Origin of the sequence: Bacillus sp. Cr_A10 (assembly GCF_029222665.1) — a bacterium.
Taxonomy (GTDB): domain Bacteria; phylum Bacillota; class Bacilli; order Bacillales_A; family Planococcaceae; genus Psychrobacillus.
This window is the reverse complement of sequence record NZ_JARHXR010000009.1, coordinates 171,566-192,264: the sequence shown is the minus strand read 5'-3', so window position 1 is coordinate 192,264 and position 20,699 is coordinate 171,566. Positions and strand designations below refer to the sequence as shown.

Sequence of the window (20,699 nt, the reverse complement as noted above, 5' to 3'; positions counted from 1 at the left end):
ATTATATTATAGCATTTCAAGTAATCGGTTTTTTACTTCTTCTGTCTCCGATTCTTGTCTACATAAGATTAAACACGTGTCATCCCCACAAATCGTTCCTAATATTTCAGACCAATCTAAATAATCGATCAAAGATCCGATAGCATGTGCATTACCTGGTAACGTTTTCATGACTAAAAAATGACTTGCTCCATCAATACTGACAAATGCATCCGTTAATGCACGGCGTAATTTTTGAGTTGGATTGAATCTTTGATCAGCTGGTAAACTGTATTTATAACTTCCATTAGGAAGAGGTACTTTCACTAAATGCAATTCTTTTATATCTCTTGAGACAGTTGCTTGTGTGACATTGTATCCAGCATTTTTTAAAGAATCTACTAAATCATCTTGCGTTTCTATTTCATTATTAGCAATAATATCGCGTATTCTAATATGTCTTTGTCCTTTATTCATTTCTTTCACCTCTTCGTATAATTATACCGGTTAATTAATACATTAGCATTTCATTCCAAAAGGCACAAGAAAAAACGCGACTCTAATTATGAGTCGCGCTCACCTATAATAAAGAATGCGCTTCGTTCACTAGCTGTTTAAAATCTATTTGATGTGGAATTACTTCACCTTCATTAACATTTACTAAATGAAACAGGAATTCAATATTTCCTTCTCCACCGGTTATAGGAGAATAGGAAGCGTCTTTCAGTTGGTAATGTTGACTTTCTGCAAAATCTGCAATATCGTTCAAAACATCAATATGAACTGATTTGTCACGAACAACCCCTTTTTTACCAACTCGATCTTTTCCAGCTTCAAACTGAGGCTTGACTAGGGCAATAACATCACCATTTGGAACAAGAATAGTTTTTAAAGTAGGAAAGATTAGTTTAAGAGATATAAAAGAAACATCAATTGATGCAAAGGAAGGTAATCCTTCATGAAAATCAGCTGGCGTTGAGTACCGGAAATTTGTCTTTTCCATCACAGTAACTCGTGAATCTTGACGAATTTTCCATGCAAGCTGGTTACTACCAACATCAAGTGCATATGCATGTTTAACGCCATTTTGTAATCCACAATCAGTAAAACCACCTGTAGAAGAGCCAATATCTAACATGATTTTGTCTTCAATTGTCAGTTCAAATTGTTCTAATGCCTTTTCAAGCTTCAGACCGCCTCTACTGACATATTTCAATACTTGACCCTTCACAGATAAAATAGAGTTAGCATCTATTTTTTCGCCTGGTTTATCTATACGTTCTTCTTTAAGATAAATTTGCCCGGCCATTATGGCGCGCTTTGCTTTTTCTCGAGTTTCAAATAAGCCTTGTTCAACTAATAATATATCTACTCGTTCTTTTGAAGACTTCGTCATGATGATATATACCTGTTATTTGACGCGACTGATTTTTCTACTAATTCAACTATATCATCACTCGTGATATTAATTTCTTCTAATAATTGATTGACGTCACCGTGTTCGATAAACATATCTGGAATACCAATACGATTAACATTTGCTTGTAAATTGTTGTCATTGAAGAATTCAAGAACTGCACTTCCGAAACCACCTTCGAGCATGCTTTCTTCTACAGTAATAATTGGTATATTACGTTGTTGTAAAGAACGAAGCATCTCTTCATCTAAAGGCTTAATGAAACGAGCATTGATCACTTCTACTGAAATATTTGCTTGTTCAAGTCGTTCTGCAGCTTGAAGCGCCATTGGAATTGTTGTACCAAAAGTTAAAATCGAAGCTTGAGTGCCTTCTTTCAATACTTCCCAAGTACCTATAGGAATAGACTTTAAATCCTCATCCATTGGTACTCCTAGTCCATTTCCTCGAGGATATCGAAGCGCTATTGGTCCATCTGCATATTCAAATGCAGTTTTAACCATATGCTGCCCTTCATTTTCGTCTTTTGGCATCATTAATACCATATTAGGCATATGACGTAAAAATGGAATATCAAATACACCTTGATGGGTCTCTCCATCTGCACCGACTAATCCCGCCCGATCAATACCAATGACCACATTTAAGTTTTGGCGACAAATATCGTGCAGTACTTGATCGTAAGCACGTTGTAGAAACGTGGAATAAATGACTAAGAACGGTTTCATACCGTCTACTGCAAGACCCGCAGCCATTGTAGTTGCATGTTGTTCTGCAATACCTACATCAATCATACGATCAGGAAATTCCGAAGCAAATCCCTCGAGTTTAGATCCAACTGGCATCGCAGGTGTAATAGCAACGATACGCTTATCATCCCTTGCCAATTTACGTGCGGTCTCAGCGATTAAACCACTCCAAGATGGTGCTTTTGATGAGGATTTGATAAGGTCACCTGTTTCCATTTTATATGGACCAGTTCCATGCCAAGTTCCTATTTTATCATTTTCAGCAGGTTTGTAGCCTTTACCTTTTTTCGTTATCACATGAAGAAGGACAGGGCCTTTCATCTTTTTGGCATTTTTAAGATTTTCTTCTAATGCTTCAAAGTTATGCCCGTCTATTGGACCTAGATACGTAAATCCTAGTTCTTCAAAAAAGACACCAGATACAAGTAAATATTTTAAACTATCTTTTACACGTTCTGCTGTTCCTGCTAGCTTTCCACCTACTGCAGGTATTTTCTTTAATAAATATTCTAAATCATCTTTAGCTCTGTTATACGTACCATGGGTGCGTAATTTTCCAAGTATATTATGAAGCGCCCCAACGTTTGGAGCTATAGACATTTCATTATCATTTAAAATAACAATCATATCTGTTTTTTCATGCCCAATGTGGTTTAACGCCTCAAGAGCCATGCCGCCAGTAAGTGCTCCGTCCCCAATAATCGGAATAACGAAATTAGATTTTTTTTGTAGATCACGAGACTTTGCCATTCCCATTGCAGCAGAAAGAGACGTAGAACTATGACCTGCTTCCCACACGTCATGTTCGCTCTCTATACGCTTTGGAAATCCACACAATCCTTTAAATTGGCGTAGTGTATCAAACTGATCTGCTCTGCCAGTTAAAATTTTGTGCACATACGCTTGATGTCCTACATCCCACAATAGTTTATCAACCGGACTGTTAAATGCACGATGAAGTGCAATGGTGAGCTCTACTACTCCAAGATTTGGGCCGATATGTCCACCTGTTACAGATAACTTTTCTATTAAAAACGATCGGATGTCTTCACTTAATTCCTTTAATTGTTCGTTATTTAAACTTTTCAAAAAGGATGGGCTAGAAATTGAAGTTAAATCCATTGCCATCACACACCTTCTTTTAGATTTCCTTCGTAATACGTTAGGTAATATCATACCAATAAACTGTTATAAAACAAAATTATTCGCTATCAATTGGCCCTTTTCGTTATATAATTTGCGAGTTCCACTAATAGTCCTTGATGTAAATTAACTTCCTGAAGAGCTTGAATAGCCATATTATATTGGTTTTGCAACTCTTCTTTTGCCCCTTCTAGCGTTAAGATAGATGGGTATGTATTTTTCTCACTCAAAATATCTTTTCCAGCAGTTTTGCCTAATTGTTCAGAAGTTCCTTCTATATCCAGAATATCGTCTTGTATTTGAAATGCTAATCCTATATGGTATGCATATTTCATTAATGCTTCCATTATTTCATCGCTTGCATTAGCTATGATGCCTCCTGCTAAAATACTTATTGTAAGGAGTGCACCAGTTTTATTTACATGAACTTTTTCTAATTCCGCTAGTGTTAAAGATCTTCCTTCTCCTAGCATATCTAGCACCTGCCCACCGACCATTCCTTCTGCACCAGCTGAAAAACTTAACTTGTCAATCAATTTTACTTTTTGTTCTGCAGTAAGATTCGGTAGTCGTGCAATTATCCCGAAAGAAAATGTCACAAGTGCGTCACCTGCTAATATTGCAAGTGCTTCTCCAAAGACTACATGATTCGTCGGTTTACCACGGCGAAGATCATCGTTGTCCATTGCAGGTAGATCATCGTGTATCAGTGAATAAGTATGAATCATTTCAATCGCACTGGCAACAACAAGCGCATCCTCATTATTTGTTTGCAGTTCTTTTAAAACTGCTAATGTGAATAACGGTCTTATTCTTTTACCCCCTGCTTGTAAAGAGTAATCCATTGCATCTTTCAGTTCCTGGGGTGCTTTAAGGTCATTTATTAATATAGACATCTTTTGCTCAATAGTTGGTAAATTTGAATCGATAAAAGAATGCAATAAATTATTCATTACTATTACCTTCTTTTTCCGTATTATCCCCTATATAAGAGACTAGCTGTTTTTCAGCACTTTGTAATTTTTCACTACATAATTTTGATAACTCCATCCCTTTTTGATAGAGTTCGATTGCATTTTCAAGTGGTACGTCGCCTTGCTCCAATTGACGAACGATATTTTCTAATTGCAACATCGCCTCATCAAACGGGATTTCTTTTTTAGCCATGAAAATTAGTCCCCTTTCCCTCTCTTCTCAGCATCTTTTACAATCGCTTCAACTTGGCCATCCGGGAGTGTAACAAAGATGGAATCTCCTTTAGCTACTTCTTCCACCGATTTAACCACTTTTCCATTTTTATACGTAATACTAAAACCTCGATCTATTATTTTCAATGGGTTCAAAGCTTCTAACGTACGAATCGACCCATGAAAATGCTGTCGATGTTTTTCGTATGTAGAAACAGTTGCTTGATTTAGTTGATTTGTTAAGACTTGGACTGACTTATACTGCAAATCAATCAATTTTTTTGGTGAAAGTTGGAGCATTCTTTTTTCTACTTGCGTAAAGTTTCGTTCTTTTTCACGATACAAGCGATTAGTTTCTCTTTGTAATTGCTGCTCCACACGTACGTATCTTTCTATAAAAGGACGATATAGTTTCTCAGGAGTTGCAAGTACAGGAGATTGTATAGCTCGGTTATATCTATTTTTTTCATCCTGTAGCTTCTTAGAAACAAAATTCAAGCAAGCGGATTGGAAGGAAAAAATATTTTTTAATAAATTTTCTTTACTAGGAACAGCCATTTCAGCAGCTGCAGTTGGTGTTGGTGCTCGTAAATCGGCAACAAAATCGGCAATTGTTGTATCCGTCTCATGCCCAACAGCACTTATAATAGGAATAGCACTATTGGAAATAGCCCTTGCTACCGCTTCCTCGTTAAATGCCCATAAATCTTCGATAGATCCTCCACCTCGACCAACAATTAAGACATCAATGTTTTGCATATTATTTGCTTGCTCAATTGACTTTACAATGGATGGGGCAGCTTGAGGTCCTTGGACAATAGTTGGAAAAACGACTACCTCACTTATTGGATACCTACGTTCTAACGTTGTCAAAACATCACGAATAGCTGCACCGGTTTTAGAAGTAACTACACCTATCATTTTAGGAAATATAGGAATCTGTTTTTTACGACTAGGATGGAATAAACCTTCCTGCTCCAGTTTCTTTTTTAATTGTTCAAATGCTAAAAAAAGCTCCCCAATACCATCCGGTTGAATAGTGGAAGCGTATAATTGGTATTGCCCAGCAGCTTCAAAAACGTTAATATCACCACGAACGAGTACATTCATCCCGCTTTCAGGTTTAAACTTTAACGATCTTGCGTGCATTGCAAACATAACGGATGTTAAACGTGCAGTATCGTCTTTTAAAGTGAAGTAAATATGTCCACTACTGTGAACCTTCACATTTGATAGTTCACCTTTTACGTATACGTCTCGTAAGTGAGTATCTGCGTCAAATTTACGTTTTATGTATTTAGTTAAAGCTTTTACCGTTAAGTATGTATGTGTTTGTGCAGTCACAAGAACAACTCCATTATGATCACAAGGTAAAAGCTGCCTTTCTAAACAGATTACAAAGTAGTTATACTTTACTTTTTACCTGTCTAGGCTTCGGCGCCTATGTCCTCTCAAGAAGTCATAAGTCACTTTCGCTTTTCTAGAAAAACAGCTTATAGCTTATTAATTTTTAGATGTATTTTCGGCTGCTAAGCATGTGTTTTCCATTAGCATAGCAATCGTCATTGGACCTACTCCACCCGGTACTGGGGTAATTTTAGATGCGACTTCTTTTACAGAAGCAAAATTTACATCCCCACATAATTTGTTATTTTCATCTCGGTTAATACCTACATCAATTACAACTGCACCTTCTTTTACATAGCTAGCATCGATCATTTTAGCACGACCAGTTGCCACTACTAAAATATCCGCTTGTTTTGTATATGCATGCAGGTCTTTTGTTCTGGAATGACAATATGTAACAGTTGCATCTTTTTGGAGTAAAAGTTGTCCCATTGGCTTGCCCACAATATTACTTCTACCAATAATTACAGCATGTTTTCCTGCAACATCAATATTACTGTATTCTAATAATTTTAAAATACCAAATGGGGTACATGGAAGGAAGGTTTGTTGTCCGATCATCATTTTACCAACACTTTCGGGGTGAAAACCATCAACATCTTTAAGTGGTGAGATTTTTGCGATCACTCGATCTTCATCAATTTGTTTTGGTAAAGGTAGTTGAACTAGGATTCCATGGATTTTTTCATCGTTGTTTAATAGCTCCACTTGTTTCAATAATTCAGTTTCTGAAACATCCTCGTCCAATTGGATAAGGATAGAATACATCCCTAATCTCTCACAAGTTTTAGTTTTGTTATTTACATATGTTTGAGAAGCAGGATTATTTCCAACTAACACAACAGCCAATCCAGGTGTAATACCTTTTGCTTTTAAAGCTTCTACTCTTTTTTGGACTTTTTCTGTAACTTGTCCAGCAATTTGTTTACCATCAATTAAATTGTCTAACACCATTAACTCTCCTTCACTCCGGACCATTATTGATCTGTATATTTAGATAATACACCATTTACAAATCGGCTAGATTTCTCATCTCCGAAAACCTTACAAATTTCTAAAGCCTCGTTAATAGCTACTTTTGCAGGGGTTTCTTCTGTAAACATTAGTTCAAAAACAGCAATACGTAGAACTGTGCGTTCAATTTTTGGTAGTCGAGAAAGCGACCAATTTTCTAGCTTTTCTGTTAATGAAGCATCAATCTGCTCTTTATGCTCAATCACACCTCTAACTAACATTGTTAGAAAAGTATCTTGTTCATCTGTAACATGACCAATTGCTTCCTCTATAGAAATTTCATGGTTATCTAACTGAAATAGCGCTTGTAATGCTAGCTCTCTTGCTTTTCTTCGTTTCATTATTTAGTTCTCCTTTAAATGTAACTATCTAAACAATCATAGCATATTTCTCTTTAGATTGCGTACTAGAAAGCAGAAAATATAAAGAAAATGCATGGAGAATACATACTAAATATAAAAAGAGCCATCCATGGATGACCCTTTCTTTTTATTCGGCTGAATCGAATTGTACACCTGTAATATGAACATTCACTTCTTTTGGCACTAAACTAGTCATATTTTCAATTGCTTGTCGGATTTGAGATTGCACTTCTCTAGCAACCGTGGGAACGGAAGCACCGTATTTTACAAGGCAATATACATCGATAAACAAACCATCAGCTGTTATTTCTGTCTTAATACCTTTGCCATGCACTTTTTTACCCAGACGCTCTACAACTCCCGAAGCAAGGTTTCCGCGTGTTCCAGCGATACCATCTACTTCATTTGTTGCAATGCCTGCGATTACAGTAATAACTTCAGGTGCAATTTCAATTGTCCCTAAGTCATCTTTTCCTTCAGGAGTCATTTGAACAAATTTTTGTTCGTTTGTTTCTGACATTTTTTTCACTCCTTTTATGAATTGATTACATCGTACTTCTCTAAAAATTTTGTGTCAAAATCTCCAGAAACAAACACTTCGTGATTCATCAATTTTTCGTGGAATAAAATAGTCGTTTCCACACCATCTATGACAAATTCACCTAATGCGCGTTTCATTTTTGCAATTGCTTCTTCACGAGTATCTCCAAACGTAATCAGTTTAGCTACCATCGAATCATAAAATGGTGGAATACTATAGCCTGGATACATTGCAGAATCAACACGAACACCATACCCACCTGGAGCAAGATACATGTCAATTTTCCCTGGAGATGGCATGAAGTTTTTAGCTGGATTTTCTGCATTGATACGACATTCAATTGCCCATCCCTTAATTTGAATATCTTTTTGTTCAAAAGCTAATTTTTCTCCAGAAGCAATTTTTAACTGTTGTTGAATCAAATCAATACCAGTAACCATTTCAGTAACTGGATGCTCTACTTGAATACGCGTATTCATTTCCATAAAGTAAAATTTTTGATTGATATGATCAAATATAAATTCTACTGTTCCAGCACTCTTATAGTCTACAGCAAGCGCAGCTTTTACAGCTGCCTCTCCCATTGCAGAACGAATTTCTTCGGATAATGCTGGAGATGGTGCTTCTTCCACGAGCTTTTGCATTCTACGTTGAATAGAACAATCTCGCTCACCTAAGTGTACAGCATTTCCTTGTCCATCTGCCAATACTTGGATTTCAACATGTCTAAATTCTTCTATAAATTTCTCTAAGTAAACTCCTGGATTACCAAATGCAGCAGCGGCTTCTTTTTGAGTAATTTTAATTCCTTTTACTAGTTCTTCTTCATCCCTAGCAACACGAATTCCTTTACCGCCGCCTCCAGCAGTTGCTTTAATGATTACTGGAAAACCAATCTCATTAGCAATTTTCAAACCCTCTTCTTCATCTGCGACAATTCCAACAGAACCTGGTACTACTGGTACTCCAGCTTTTCTCATTGTTTCTCTTGCAACGTCCTTAGTACCCATACTTGAGATGGCAGATGAGGATGGTCCGATAAATGTGATAGCACATTCTTCACATAACTCTGCAAAGCTTGCATTTTCTGCCAAAAATCCGTACCCAGGATGAATTCCATCACAACCAGTTAGTTTAGCAACACTAATAATATTAGAAAAATTTAAATAAGAATCCTTCGATAATCTCGGACCGATACAATAAGCTTCATCCGCTATCTGAACATGTAACGCGTCGCGATCTGCTTCTGAATATACTGCAACTGTCTCTATATCCATTTCTTTGCAAGCTCGAATGATACGAACCGCAATTTCTCCACGATTGGCTATTAATACTTTTTTCATCAATCTTGCCCCTTCCTCCGTAATTAAAAAGCAAATTTTTTCATTAAACCGAATCTACCTTGTTGAAGATAGCGTCTGCTTTTTAAACTTCTTTTACAAGGAACAAAGGCTGACCATATTCTACTAATTGTCCATCTTTTACAAGGATCTCAACCACTTCTCCATTTACTTCTGCTTCAATTTCATTGAATAACTTCATTGCTTCTACAATGCACACAACAGAATCAGTCGAAATCTTCGTTCCAACTTGAACGTATGCATCAGCATCAGGAGATGATGATTGATAGAAAGTACCTACCATAGGTGATGTGATTTTATGTAATGAAGTTTCTTCTACAACTTCTTCCACTTTTTCCTCCACTTTTTCTTTAGGAGTTTCACTTACCTGTACTTGTTTTTCTTCCACTACTATAGGTTGTTCTGAAACAACAGAACTTTCTAATGCGAATCCAGTAGAAGTTACAGAACCTTTATCATTCTTTTTTAATTTGATTTTAGTTCCTTCTGATTCATATAAAAATTCATCTAGTGTGGACTGATCAATTAATTTAATAATTTCTCTAATTTCTTGGATCTTCATTTTACCTGTCTCCCTTTTGTATACATAATTATACTTACTCTTCTCATTTTAGACGTTTTTATGATAATTTTAAATAGCTAGAGGATAAAACTTCGGAAATAATAAAAAAAAGCGCCAGTATGGCACTTTTTTTGACAGAACCGATAATATATGTTATTGACCGTCAAACTTAACTTCTACCTTATAAGCTTGTGGCCACTCTCTTTTTACAGCATAAATGATCTCATCCGCTTTTTGAGAGGACTGCTCATTTGACACAACATCTATTAATACAGATTCATTTTCAATTCTTACTAGCGCATCATCATAACCTAATGATTTGATAATTAGCTCCAGCATAGCCTCTGTTGAATCTATTTTCACTAATTCTTCAATTTGGTTATATGCTTCATCTTTTTCTTCTGCAGTGAAATCGTTACTACCTACTTTAGTCGTTAATTGCTCACGAAGTTGACTTCTTTTCCCTTGAACTTCCATTCTCATTTCTTCAAAGGCATTGCTACTTGAAGTAAATGACTGTTCGTTTGTGGAAGAAGTTTCAACTAGGTCTACATCTTCTATTGTATCATTTGAGAATAATGCTATTCCATCGAATGGCGATGGTCGATCTGTTACATAAAAAACAGTAATAACAGCTACTAAACTAATTAAAGTTAAAAACCAAATAGATCTCTTTTTTACATTCATGTTATTATTCCTCCAATTCCATTTCTTCAATCACAATTCTATGTGGGGATATTTGTAAAACAGATGAAAGTGTTATTACAAGCTTGTTTTGAATGCGTTTATCGCTCGCTCCTTCCGCCACAACTAATACTCCAATTAGCTCCTCCTTGTCCCTTTTGCTGTCACTTGTCCATTGGAAAAATGATACATCACTCTCCGTAGCTTCCTCAGATCCATTTGAATAATGATAATAAACAGCTACTCGACCAACGCCTCTAATTCTTTCAAGAACAGAAGCTAACTCATCTGGTGTTTGAAGTTCTTCTACATTCGTTTCTGTTTTACTAACATTATCCATATTAAGAAGACCTGAAAAAAGTAGACTTATGAAAAGTACTGCTCCTCCTATAACAACAAAACGAAAAGTGGGTTTTTGTTTAAGTGTGATAGTGCTTCACCCTTCTTTTCATTATGGATATAATACTTTATGCATCAAAAACTATTTATATGAAGAGATTAGACAGAATCCAAAATATTATCGCAATTTTTACTATAAAGCTCGATTTCTCTTTATCTACATGTTCTAATAGAATTGAAATAAGCTCCCCAATCACGACAATGATTAATATGCCAAATAAAATTGTTTGAATGATGAGAGTTATCCTTTCCCACTAACTAATAGTTTTGCAAAGAGCATCGTTAATATAATCGTGAAAAAGAACGCAAAAGCAATCAATACCGAAATAATAGATAGAACAAAGAGTGTTCTTCCAATATCATCTAGAAGCCCACTTATCCCTGAATCTAAAAACGGTTCCAAAATTGCAGCTAATAGTCTATATAAAAAAGCAATTAATATTGTTTGAATCGTTGGAATCGAAACTAAAACTAATACGGAGATTAGTAATGAATTTCCAGTTATAACCGAGGCAGATGAAGAATATGTTTTCATCGTGCTAATACTTTCAGTTAATAAGGACCCTACAAATGGTATAGAGTTTTGTATTAATCGTTTAACAGATTCATTAACCGCTCCTCCTACCGTCCATGTAATCACACCATTGACTGTTATGAAGAAGCTATATAATACAAGGATTACTGACGTCATACCAATTAATGTCATCCTAATGAGATCTGACAGTTTCGAAAAAGAGGTTGCTGGATGTATTCGACTGATCAAATCTAGAAGAAATGCAGCCATAATTGATGGTATCAATACTTTCTCTGCCATAAATGCTGTAAACGTTGAAAAGAATACTACCGCTGGATTCCATAAAGTTACTAGCAACGCTCCACCAGAAACAGCAATACCTGCGGTTAGTACTGGATACATTCCTAAAAAAAGTGTAACTAACTGGCTTGTAAGGGTTTGAATCATTTCTAGCGTTCGATAAGCAGGTTCTAAACATAAGAAGCAAATAAGATAAATAAATAATAACTTTAACAATCTTTTGCTCTTTGGAATGAGCCATTCTAAGCAAAGAAAAATAAAACCAAATAGCAGGATATACGTAAATGTTTGAATGACTTCTTTTACTGGGAGTAGCAAATTCGTGAGCATTTCATCCATTTTGATTCATTCCTTCAAGAGAGTAGTCCCATTATGGAAAAGAATTTAGAGTAAAATTGTTTCATATGATCGAGCCAGGCAAGTAGCAATATTGCTTTTGTTGTAAAAGTTAGTATAGTTGCAAGGCTTGTATACTCATAATCCGTCAAAAGTTCCTCAATTATTTGAGAAACTATTAAAAGAATGACAGAGAACATAAGTAGCTTAAATACTGGTAAGAGATTAGTTGGTATAACGGAGATAAATTGATTTGTATTAGGGATAATATAAGTCATTAATAAGTATGTTAAGAATAAAAATATAAAAATTGTATAAATAATAGAGTGAAGTCGTGGATAAGTTTCATCAATAAATTGCAGCAAAATGAATGCGATTATAATCGTTATGTATACTATCATTTGCTAACTCGACATAATAAGCCATTCAAGGAATGTGGATATTTCATAAAAAAATACCCTCAGTAAACGAAGCAGCTCAATGGTCATATAAATATATCCTACAAAAAATAAAAAAAAGGCAAACTCTTTTTTTCCGGTTGATTCAAAAAACAAATGAAGTATAGCAATTAATAACCCTATACCAGCAACTCGAAGTACATCGTGAAGTTCCACAATGCCTCCCCCTTCCATATCTTCAGCATATGATACAAGTTCTTCAAATATGAAAAAGAGTCACGCATTTTGCGTGACTCTTTTATCTTTAGATAAACCTGAAGTTTATTGTTTCTTTTGCATTAAAAATTGAAACTATTGATTTTCGTTCCAGGCGGACGCTTTCCGCTCCAATCAACGTAATAGAACTCTATATAAGTGAATATTCGTGTTTTTTGTTACAAGAAGCAATTATGACATTTATTCATTAAGATATAATTATATGATGCAGCAAAAAAGGCAGTTAGAATGAAATCATTCCAACTGCCTCTATTTCTCATTAAGGAGTCACATTTTTGCATGACTCTTTAATGAAATTAAACTATATAACTATTTTTAAATTAAGCTCTTGATACGTATGATCCTTCATCTGTGTTGATAATTAGTCGATCTCCAACATTGATGAAAAGTGGAACAGTTACAACTAAACCAGTTTCAAGAGTTGCAGTTTTAGAACCACCGCCAGAAGTATCCCCTTTAATACCAGGTTCAGTTTCAGTCACTTCCAGTTCAACTGATTTTGGTAATTCCACTCCAAGTGTTTCTCCTTGGTACTGAATAATATGAATTTCCATGTTTTCACGTAAGTATTTTAATTCGTATTCGATTTGTGTTTCGTTTAATTCAAGTTGCTCATAAGAATCTGTATCCATGAAAATGTGTTGATCTCCACTTGCATATAGATATTGCATTTTTCTGTTATCAATTTGAGCTTTCTCTACTTTTTCACCAGCACGGAAAGTTTTCTCATTTACTGAACCATTTCTAAGGTTTCTAAGTTTAGAGCGAACAAACGCTGCTCCTTTACCTGGTTTAACGTGTTGGAAATCCAGTACACGATAAAGTACTCCATCTACTACTATTGTTAAACCTGTTTTAAAATCATTTACAGAAATCATTATTTTTCCTCCAAATATTAAGATAAAATGAGTAATTCTTTTGTCGAATGCGTAAGTTTTTCTAGACCATTTTCAGTTACAATTGCATCGTCCTCTATACGAACTCCACCGATATTCGGTAAGTAAATTCCCGGCTCAATTGTAATAATCATCCCTGGTTCTAGTGTAATATCAGATCGGAAAGAAAGCCCTGGACCTTCATGTACTTCAAGCCCAATTCCGTGACCTAAAGAGTGACCAAATTCTTCACCATATCCTTTTGAAGCAATATAATCACGTGCAATTGCGTCTGCTTCTTTACCTGTCATTCCTGGTTTTATTTTTTCCAATGCAAGTAATTGTGCATCTAAAACTACTTGATAAATCTCTTTTAATTGGTCACTCGGTTCCCCAACAGCAATTGTTCGAGTCGTATCTGAAATATACCCATTATAAAGTGCACCGAAGTCAAGTGTCACAAAGTCCCCTACTTCAATGACTTTGCTAGTTGCTACGCCATGAGGAAGTGCAGATCTTACACCAGAAGCAACGATCGTATCAAAAGATGAAGACGAGGCACCAAGTTTTCTCATGAAGAATTCAAGCTCATTTGACACTTCAAGCTCTGTCATCCCCGGTTTTATGTATGTAACAATATGGTTAAAAGCCTCATCCGCAATACGACAAGCCGACTTTATAATACTAATCTCTTCCTCAGTCTTAATCAAGCGAATTTTTTCCACTAGTCCTGAAAGTGGTACTAAATCTGCTTGGATAGCTTGTTTATACAATTCATAGCCACTATACGTTAAATCGTCTTTTTCAAATCCAATAGAATTAATGCCCATTTCTGTAACTTGGTTAGCAACTTCTTCTATTAAAGTTTTTGTATGCTGTACAATACGGTAGTCCTTTATCTGACTAGCCGCTTGCTCTGTGTAACGAAAATCTGTAATGAATACTGCATCGTTTTTAGACACAATTGCTACACCAGCTGTACCAGTAAAACCAGTCATATAACGTCTGCTATAACCGTTTGTAATCAGTAAAGCATCCACACCTTGTTCTTCTAAAGCAGCACGTAACTTCTCAAGTTTCATCATTATACCCCATCTCATTTTCTATTTATATCTTCACTTTATTTTATCATAGGAAGAGACGCGGGTAAATTTTTCATTTACTAAGAGGATTATCCTGTGCATGAAAAATAGCAGATTCCATCATAAACCTTACTAACATTACAACGATACAAATAAATGGAATCGACAAATGTTTAATTGTTTTCGCAAGCGTATCCTTATCTAAAAATATCCATTCCATAATAATTGCAAAAATGATTCCAAGTGCCAAGCTAGTAATAGAGGCAGGAATTTTAATAAAAATCAGACTTATATAATAAAATACAAAACAAATAAACCATACTACAATAAAAAGAATGACCCATTTCCCTAGAGGACGGACTGATTCGAACATTTGTAATTTGTCTGCATAACCAATTGGACTCCACTTGATCCAATGAAACAAATCGATCACTTTAAGCAATAAAGTGCAAATTAATGCAGCTACAAAACTAGTACTAATCGATAATCCCTTTTCTTTCATAATCATCTCTCCTTTTTGCTTCAGTTTGATGCTGAAAGATGAATATTAAACAAAAAGGTATAAAACTTCTAAAAAAACAAAAAAACACATACCGAGGAGTTACTCTCGAGCATGTGTTTTTTTACGCATTTATTTTATAATCCGCACTTTAATTGCGCATTACAATTTGTACATGTGTTACATCCGCCCATTTCTTCCACAGTTCCTTTTCGGCAAACTGGACAAGTATTACCAACTTCAGAACCGATTGTAACATTTGTTGAACGCAAATCCTGAATCGTATCAATTAAAACGATTGGTCGTTTTTCAAATACTTTTTCTTCTTGTCTTTGATCGTCAAGCGTATTTTCTTCTGCTTTCAATGTTAGAACCTGAGAATCTCGACTTCCATCAACATAAACAGTTCCACCTTTAGCTCCGCCACGGTATAGACGTTCATATACACCTTCTACTTGTTCAACCGTATAGCCTCTTGGTGCATTAACTGTTTTAGAGATTGAACTATCAATCCAGCGTTGAATAATACATTGAACATCCGCATGAGCTTCTGGCGCTAACTCCATTGCAGTAACAAACCATTCAGGTAAGTTGTTTTCATCTGCATCATTGTTTGCTTGCAAGTACTCTTGAACGATATCCGCTTTTACTTCAATGAACTTTCCTAAACGTCCACTTCTATAATATGTGAAAGAATAATAAGGTTCTAAACCAGTAGAGACTCCTACCATAGTTCCAGTAGATCCTGTTGGAGCAACTGTTAGTAGATGTGAGTTTCTAATTCCATTTTCAACGATAGAATTTCTAATTTCCTCTGGCATAGATTGCATAAAACCAGTCTCTGTAAATGCTTTACGTAAACGATTTGTTTCTTCTTCTGTTTCTGCAGTTAAAAATGGGAAGCTTCCTCGTTCAATTGCTAAGTTCGCTGAAGTTTCATAAGCAGCAATTGCAATCGTTTTAAATACCTCGTCAACGAGAATATTGCCTTCCTCAGATCCGTACTCTTTTTCGCAGTAGATTAAAAGATCTGCTAGTCCCATAACTCCAAGACCTACACGTCTTTCACCTAAAGCTTGTACTTTATTTTCTTCTAAGAAATACGGAGTTGCATCTATTACATTATCCTGCATACGAACTCCAACACTCACTGTTTCTTTTAGAGCTTCAAAGTTAACCGTTTTAGTTTCCTTGTTAGCAAATTGAGCTAAATTAACAGCTGCAAGGTTACAAACTGAATATGGAGCAAGCGGCTGTTCCCCACATGGATTCGTAGCAACTACTTTTTGTCCATATGCTTTTGCATTCGTTTTTTCATTCGCATTATCTATAAAGAAAATACCTGGCTCTGCAGAATAAGTAGCACAAATATTAATTAAATTCCATAACTCTTTTGCTTTTACAGTGCGATATGTTCGAACAGCATAACCCATTTTCTCCCATTCACGAACATCTCCAACTTCATGCCAATGTTTGTTATAAAATACCATCTCTTCTGGAGAATAGGTTTCAATCGCTGGGAAACGTAGTTCGAAGTCTGCATCTTCTTCGACTGCTTTCATAAAGTCATCTGTCAACGTAACAGAAATATTTGCACCTGTTAAAAATTCAGGATTGTGAACAGTAAAATTACCACCATCACGAAGTTTTGTTTCTGCTTCACGAATGATATCATCGCTGAAGCCACCTAATCCAGGAATCGCTTTATAATTTACTATTCCCTGGTACATTGCTTCTTCTTGATTGGATAAAGGGGTAAATTTAAGCTTGTCCTTAGCTAATTGTTTAATCGTCTCATCATTCGTATTTTCAATTAAAAAACGAAGAATTCGAGGGTTTTGCATTTTAGAAATGATAAATTCCGCAATATCCGGGTGCCAGTCAGCAAGCATTATCATTTGTGCTCCTCTTCGTGAACCACCCTGCTCAACTAAGTGAGTTAGTTTAGCAATATCATCTAGCCATGATACCGAACCAGAAGATTTACCATTTACACCTCTAGCTAATGTATTACGCGGGCGAAGCGTCGAACCGTTCGTTCCAACACCACCACCACGACTCATAATTTCCATCACTTGCTTACGATGGTCACTAATTCCCTCGCGTGAATCGGGAACAAATGGCATTACGTAGCAGTTAAAGTAAGTTACGTCTGTACCTGTACCTGCTCCATAAAGAACTCGTCCAGCTGGAATAAATTTCAAAGAAACTAATTGTTGGTAGAACTTCTCAAACCATTCCTTGCGTTTTTCCTCTGTTTTTTCAACCGAAGCAAGTCCAGTAGCATTGCGTTTGGCAATTTGCTCATAATACACTTCCAACGGTTTCTCAATAACATTAAGAGAACGTTTTACAATTCCTGATTCAAGTTCATCTTGATCATCAATTGCACTTCTATAGTCTTCTTCAATAAGCACTTCTGCAGTTTTTGTCGATTGGTCGATTGAAACGATATGACCTAAACCGCGTGCAGGAAATTTCGGGTCAGCTTTTACAGTAAGAACGACAAAATCTCCTGCTTTTAGCGTTTTCTTTTCCGTATCTTTAAATGAATAACGGTCAATCATTACTAGTCGGGAAACACCTTTGTGCGTCAATTTCATGTCTTCTGTAATTGGATGTACTTGTGGAAATAGTTGAATGTCTTTGTTTAACTGATCAATGTTAATGGTTGCATTATTGTTCTGAGATGCTAATACCATCATATTGCCTCCCTTTTATTTAAAAATAAAACACACCATATATGGTGTATGGTTATTTTTAAACCATACTATATGTTGTGTTTTTTTGCAAATATATGAATTTCTTCAAAAGTCATATGTAGCAATGGTCAATGGACTTATTTCCTAAAAAAATAAATTTTATTTTTTAAAATTCCATTGATTATTATCATAACGCTTTTTTTCAAGCGCATTTACGTATAATTCTTGTTCTTCTGATAGGGCAAATTCTACTAATTCAATCTGCAACGCATCTTCAAATCCTTTTTTGAATGCTTTTTTGCACTCGTCGATTGTTACAGGATTTTGACTAATTTTGTTGATGGCCACAGCTTTTTTAGATAAACTTGCTTTTACTCTCTCACGTAGCGCTTCAGAAGAAAATTTAAACGTCTGGATAAGTTTATCTTCATCCAGATCTAATAAGATTGCACCATGCTGTAAAATAACACCTTTTTGACGTGTTTGGGCACTTCCTGCAACTTTCTTTCCTTCTACTACTAATTCATACCAACTTGGCGAATCAAAGCAGACAGCAGTTTTAGGCTTCTTTAGATTTTGCTTTTTCTCTTCTGTGTCTGGAATAGAAAAGTATGCATCTAAACCTAGATTTTGAAATCCAAGCAATAACCCTTCACTTATCACACGATAAGCTTCTGTCACGGTTGCTGGCATATCAGGATAACTTTCAGTCACAATCACGCTATATGTTAGTTCATGCTCATGTAGTACTCCTCTTCCCCCAGTAGGTCTACGAACAAACCCCAGACCTAAACGATTTACTGCATCTAAATCTATTTCTTTTTCAACAGATTGAAAATAACCGATAGATAGAGTCGCTGGATTCCATTCATAAAAACGAATTACTGGTGGAATCAGCCCTTCACTGTGCCAATCTAGCAAAGCCTCATCAAGCGCCATGTTATAAGATGGACTACAAGGTCCAGAATTAATAAAGTACCATTTTTTCTTTTCCATCAAATCTTCCCCCTAACAACCTTATTCATTTTATCAAATAGATTGAATTGTATCTAGTGAATCTTTTATAATGAATATGGAAACATAGAAAGGGGAAAGACCGTGTTAAATATTTTATACACTCTACTTGTAGTAATTATTGTTTTACTAGTTTATGCTGGTATCCAAGCTCTCCGTTTAAAGAAGACCGTTACAAACCTTAATCAGGAACAATTTATCGAAGGCTATCGTAAGGCACAATTAATTGATGTGAGAGAACCTAAGGAGTTTGATTCAGGTCATATTCTTGGTGCAAGAAATATCCCTTCCACACAGCTTCGTCAACGTTATAAAGAAATTCGTCCAGATAAACCAGTTTATCTATATGATCAAAACGGCGCAAGAAGTGCACGTGCAGCAATGTTCCTAAAGAAAAAAGGATATACACAATTAAACCAACTTCAAGGCGGATTTAAAACTTGGACAGGTAAAATTAAATCTAAATAATAATACATAAAGGTTCTTCTTATCGTTAGAGGAACCTTTTTTATTTCAACACTCACTAAATTTTCTGGAGGTATGGAATGAAGGAGAAAACGTTATTTTCACATCACGAGGATTTTAGAAATACTCTTCCTAATTATGAGGACTTTGCGTTTGTTTCAAAAAGGATCATTTGGGCCTTAAATGAAAGAAAACAAGGCGATTGGAAAAATATTTCAATTGGAGAAACAATATCTCAACTTGATGCAAACTTATTAGAAATGATGGAGAAGAACTTATTAGCTTATGAAACACTGAGCTATATTTTCGAAACACAGCCTCTAGGTAAAATTATGAGTAAATCTACATTAAATTTAGGCACAGGTTTAGAAATTACGGAAACCTTTGAAAATAAATTGATCTACTTTCCAGAATATGATGTAGGAATGACATTGTCTTTTAACTATTCTTCTAGTCATAGTTGGCCGGAATATCGTTTCTTTTCTACGTCAGCAGAAAAAGCATTACTATTTTTAAACGAAATCAACGAAAAGTTAAGACAATTACTTATGCAATCGATTACTTATTTAGTTGATACAGAAAATGGAGTCCAGCGAAGAAATTATGGCGAGCAAGCTGTTGTTAATCGTGAGGACGTATTATTAGCACATAGCATAAAGCAAGATATATTTCGTTCTATTGATGAATTTTTTAAAGAGGACGGTCATTTTTTCAAAGAATATGGCCTACCCTATAAACGAGGAATTTTACTATATGGCAGTCCTGGGAATGGGAAAACAACTTTAGTAAAGTCCATCACAGGCTCAACGAAAGCACCTGTTGTTTATTGGCAAATTACCGAATTTACTGGAAGTCATTCTATTCAAGAAGTATTTGGTATCGTGACAAGACTTGCTCCTGCAATTCTCGTTATTGAAGATATTGATTCGATGCCTGAATATACGAGATCCGTTTTTTTAAACACGCTAGACGGTGTTCAATCTCGAGAAGGGTTATTTATCATCGGAACGACAAACTACCCGGAAAAAATAGATCCAGCGCTTATAAATCGTGCAGGTCGGTTTGACCGTGCATACGAGATACCATCTCCTTCGGATAAAGTTCGAGAGCAGTACTTACGAAAGTTAGATATTAGACATATTTTTACGGACGAACAATTTACAGATATGGCGAAACGTTCGAAAGGGTTATCTATGTCCCAGCTTAACGAATTGTATATGTCAGTTGCATTAAATTGGCATTATGATGGGAAACTGGCATATGAAGAGCGTATTGAAGAGTTGCTAAAACAAAATAAAAGATCTATGAAAAAAGAATGGGAGAATGACGAACATTCTATTGGATTTTGAATCGAAGAAGTGAACAGCTTCTATTGGCTATTTTAGACTGTGGACAAACGCGAAGGATTTCAAGGTTGCCCTACGGTCTGGACA

Annotated in this window: 23 protein-coding genes; 2 read left to right on the top strand and 21 right to left on the bottom strand. The window is 35.6% G+C overall.

Going from position 1 to position 20,699, the window contains the following annotated elements; genetic code table 11:
• Positions 1-6 precede the first annotated feature (6 nt).
• The 21 genes from ahrC to P2Q73_RS07820 form a co-directional block, all read right to left on the bottom strand.
• The gene (gene ahrC / locus P2Q73_RS07920; RefSeq protein WP_053588920.1) at positions 7-456 is read right to left on the bottom strand and encodes a transcriptional regulator AhrC/ArgR; all 450 of its coding nucleotides are present in this window, start codon (positions 454-456) and stop codon (positions 7-9) included.
• 103 nt (positions 457-559) lie between these two features.
• Positions 560-1,375, bottom strand: coding sequence for a TlyA family RNA methyltransferase (locus P2Q73_RS07915; RefSeq protein WP_275785617.1), 816 nt, complete (start codon positions 1,373-1,375; stop codon positions 560-562).
• Complete coding sequence (gene dxs / locus P2Q73_RS07910; RefSeq protein WP_056832104.1) at positions 1,372-3,267, bottom strand: 1-deoxy-D-xylulose-5-phosphate synthase; 1,896 nt, start codon at positions 3,265-3,267, stop codon at positions 1,372-1,374. Before dxs ends, P2Q73_RS07915 begins: the two co-directional genes overlap by 4 nt.
• 89 nt (positions 3,268-3,356) lie before the next feature.
• Positions 3,357-4,241: a polyprenyl synthetase family protein gene (locus tag P2Q73_RS07905; RefSeq protein WP_275785615.1), complete on the bottom strand. Its 885-nt coding sequence runs from the start codon at positions 4,239-4,241 to the stop codon at positions 3,357-3,359.
• The gene (xseB, locus tag P2Q73_RS07900) at positions 4,234-4,455 is read right to left on the bottom strand and encodes an exodeoxyribonuclease VII small subunit (protein ID WP_053588917.1); all 222 of its coding nucleotides are present in this window, start codon (positions 4,453-4,455) and stop codon (positions 4,234-4,236) included. The genes P2Q73_RS07905 and xseB overlap by 8 nt, the downstream gene beginning before the upstream one ends.
• A gap of 5 nt (positions 4,456-4,460) precedes the next feature.
• Positions 4,461-5,819: an exodeoxyribonuclease VII large subunit gene (gene xseA, locus P2Q73_RS07895; RefSeq protein WP_275785610.1), complete on the bottom strand. Its 1,359-nt coding sequence runs from the start codon at positions 5,817-5,819 to the stop codon at positions 4,461-4,463.
• Positions 5,820-5,978: 159 nt separating this feature from the next.
• Positions 5,979-6,833, bottom strand: a complete 855-nt coding sequence (gene folD / locus P2Q73_RS07890; protein ID WP_275785607.1) for a bifunctional methylenetetrahydrofolate dehydrogenase/methenyltetrahydrofolate cyclohydrolase FolD — start codon at positions 6,831-6,833, stop codon at positions 5,979-5,981.
• Between the two features lie 26 nt (positions 6,834-6,859).
• Positions 6,860-7,237 (bottom strand): transcription antitermination factor NusB, encoded by a 378-nt coding sequence (gene nusB, locus P2Q73_RS07885; protein WP_275785604.1) that lies wholly within the window; start codon positions 7,235-7,237, stop codon positions 6,860-6,862.
• A 148-nt stretch (positions 7,238-7,385) separates the two neighbouring features.
• Positions 7,386-7,778, bottom strand: a complete 393-nt coding sequence (locus P2Q73_RS07880; RefSeq protein ID WP_053588913.1) for an Asp23/Gls24 family envelope stress response protein — start codon at positions 7,776-7,778, stop codon at positions 7,386-7,388.
• Between the two features lie 14 nt (positions 7,779-7,792).
• The gene (accC, locus tag P2Q73_RS07875; protein ID WP_275785599.1) at positions 7,793-9,145 is read right to left on the bottom strand and encodes an acetyl-CoA carboxylase biotin carboxylase subunit; all 1,353 of its coding nucleotides are present in this window, start codon (positions 9,143-9,145) and stop codon (positions 7,793-7,795) included.
• A gap of 79 nt (positions 9,146-9,224) precedes the next feature.
• Positions 9,225-9,722: an acetyl-CoA carboxylase biotin carboxyl carrier protein gene (gene accB / locus P2Q73_RS07870; RefSeq protein ID WP_053588911.1), complete on the bottom strand. Its 498-nt coding sequence runs from the start codon at positions 9,720-9,722 to the stop codon at positions 9,225-9,227.
• A gap of 153 nt (positions 9,723-9,875) precedes the next feature.
• Positions 9,876-10,409 (bottom strand): SpoIIIAH-like family protein, encoded by a 534-nt coding sequence (locus tag P2Q73_RS07865; protein ID WP_053588910.1) that lies wholly within the window; start codon positions 10,407-10,409, stop codon positions 9,876-9,878.
• A 4-nt stretch (positions 10,410-10,413) separates the two neighbouring features.
• Complete coding sequence (locus P2Q73_RS07860; protein ID WP_056831738.1) at positions 10,414-10,746, bottom strand: hypothetical protein; 333 nt, start codon at positions 10,744-10,746, stop codon at positions 10,414-10,416.
• 300 nt (positions 10,747-11,046) lie between these two features.
• A complete protein-coding gene (locus P2Q73_RS07855; RefSeq protein WP_275785593.1) occupies positions 11,047-11,958 on the bottom strand; it encodes a stage III sporulation protein AE in 912 nt (303 codons plus the stop codon).
• Positions 11,959-11,972: 14 nt separating this feature from the next.
• Positions 11,973-12,356, bottom strand: a complete 384-nt coding sequence (locus tag P2Q73_RS07850; RefSeq protein ID WP_053588907.1) for a hypothetical protein — start codon at positions 12,354-12,356, stop codon at positions 11,973-11,975.
• A gap of 3 nt (positions 12,357-12,359) precedes the next feature.
• Positions 12,360-12,569: a SpoIIIAC/SpoIIIAD family protein gene (locus P2Q73_RS07845; RefSeq protein ID WP_053588906.1), complete on the bottom strand. Its 210-nt coding sequence runs from the start codon at positions 12,567-12,569 to the stop codon at positions 12,360-12,362.
• A 380-nt stretch (positions 12,570-12,949) separates the two neighbouring features.
• Positions 12,950-13,507, bottom strand: coding sequence for an elongation factor P (efp, locus tag P2Q73_RS07840; protein WP_056831734.1), 558 nt, complete (start codon positions 13,505-13,507; stop codon positions 12,950-12,952).
• Between the two features lie 17 nt (positions 13,508-13,524).
• Positions 13,525-14,589 carry a M24 family metallopeptidase gene (locus tag P2Q73_RS07835; protein ID WP_275785585.1) on the bottom strand — a complete coding sequence of 355 codons (1,065 nt, stop codon included), beginning with the start codon at positions 14,587-14,589 and terminating at the stop codon, positions 13,525-13,527.
• 70 nt (positions 14,590-14,659) lie between these two features.
• Positions 14,660-15,088, bottom strand: coding sequence for a hypothetical protein (locus P2Q73_RS07830; RefSeq protein WP_056831731.1), 429 nt, complete (start codon positions 15,086-15,088; stop codon positions 14,660-14,662).
• Between the two features lie 134 nt (positions 15,089-15,222).
• Complete coding sequence (locus P2Q73_RS07825; RefSeq protein WP_053588902.1) at positions 15,223-17,787, bottom strand: vitamin B12-dependent ribonucleotide reductase; 2,565 nt, start codon at positions 17,785-17,787, stop codon at positions 15,223-15,225.
• 159 nt (positions 17,788-17,946) lie between these two features.
• On the bottom strand, positions 17,947-18,783 hold the full coding sequence (locus P2Q73_RS07820; RefSeq protein ID WP_056831729.1) for a lipoate--protein ligase family protein: 837 nt from the start codon (positions 18,781-18,783) through the stop codon (positions 17,947-17,949).
• Between the two features lie 111 nt (positions 18,784-18,894).
• Between P2Q73_RS07820 and P2Q73_RS07815 the strand changes: the two genes are divergently transcribed.
• Together P2Q73_RS07815 and P2Q73_RS07810 are read left to right on the top strand one after the other, a co-directional pair.
• Entirely contained in the window at positions 18,895-19,269 is a 375-nt protein-coding gene (locus tag P2Q73_RS07815) for a rhodanese-like domain-containing protein (protein ID WP_375219389.1), read from the top strand.
• 77 nt (positions 19,270-19,346) lie between these two features.
• Positions 19,347-20,615, top strand: coding sequence for an AAA family ATPase (locus P2Q73_RS07810; protein WP_275785578.1), 1,269 nt, complete (start codon positions 19,347-19,349; stop codon positions 20,613-20,615).
• Positions 20,616-20,699: the final 84 nt, after the last annotated feature.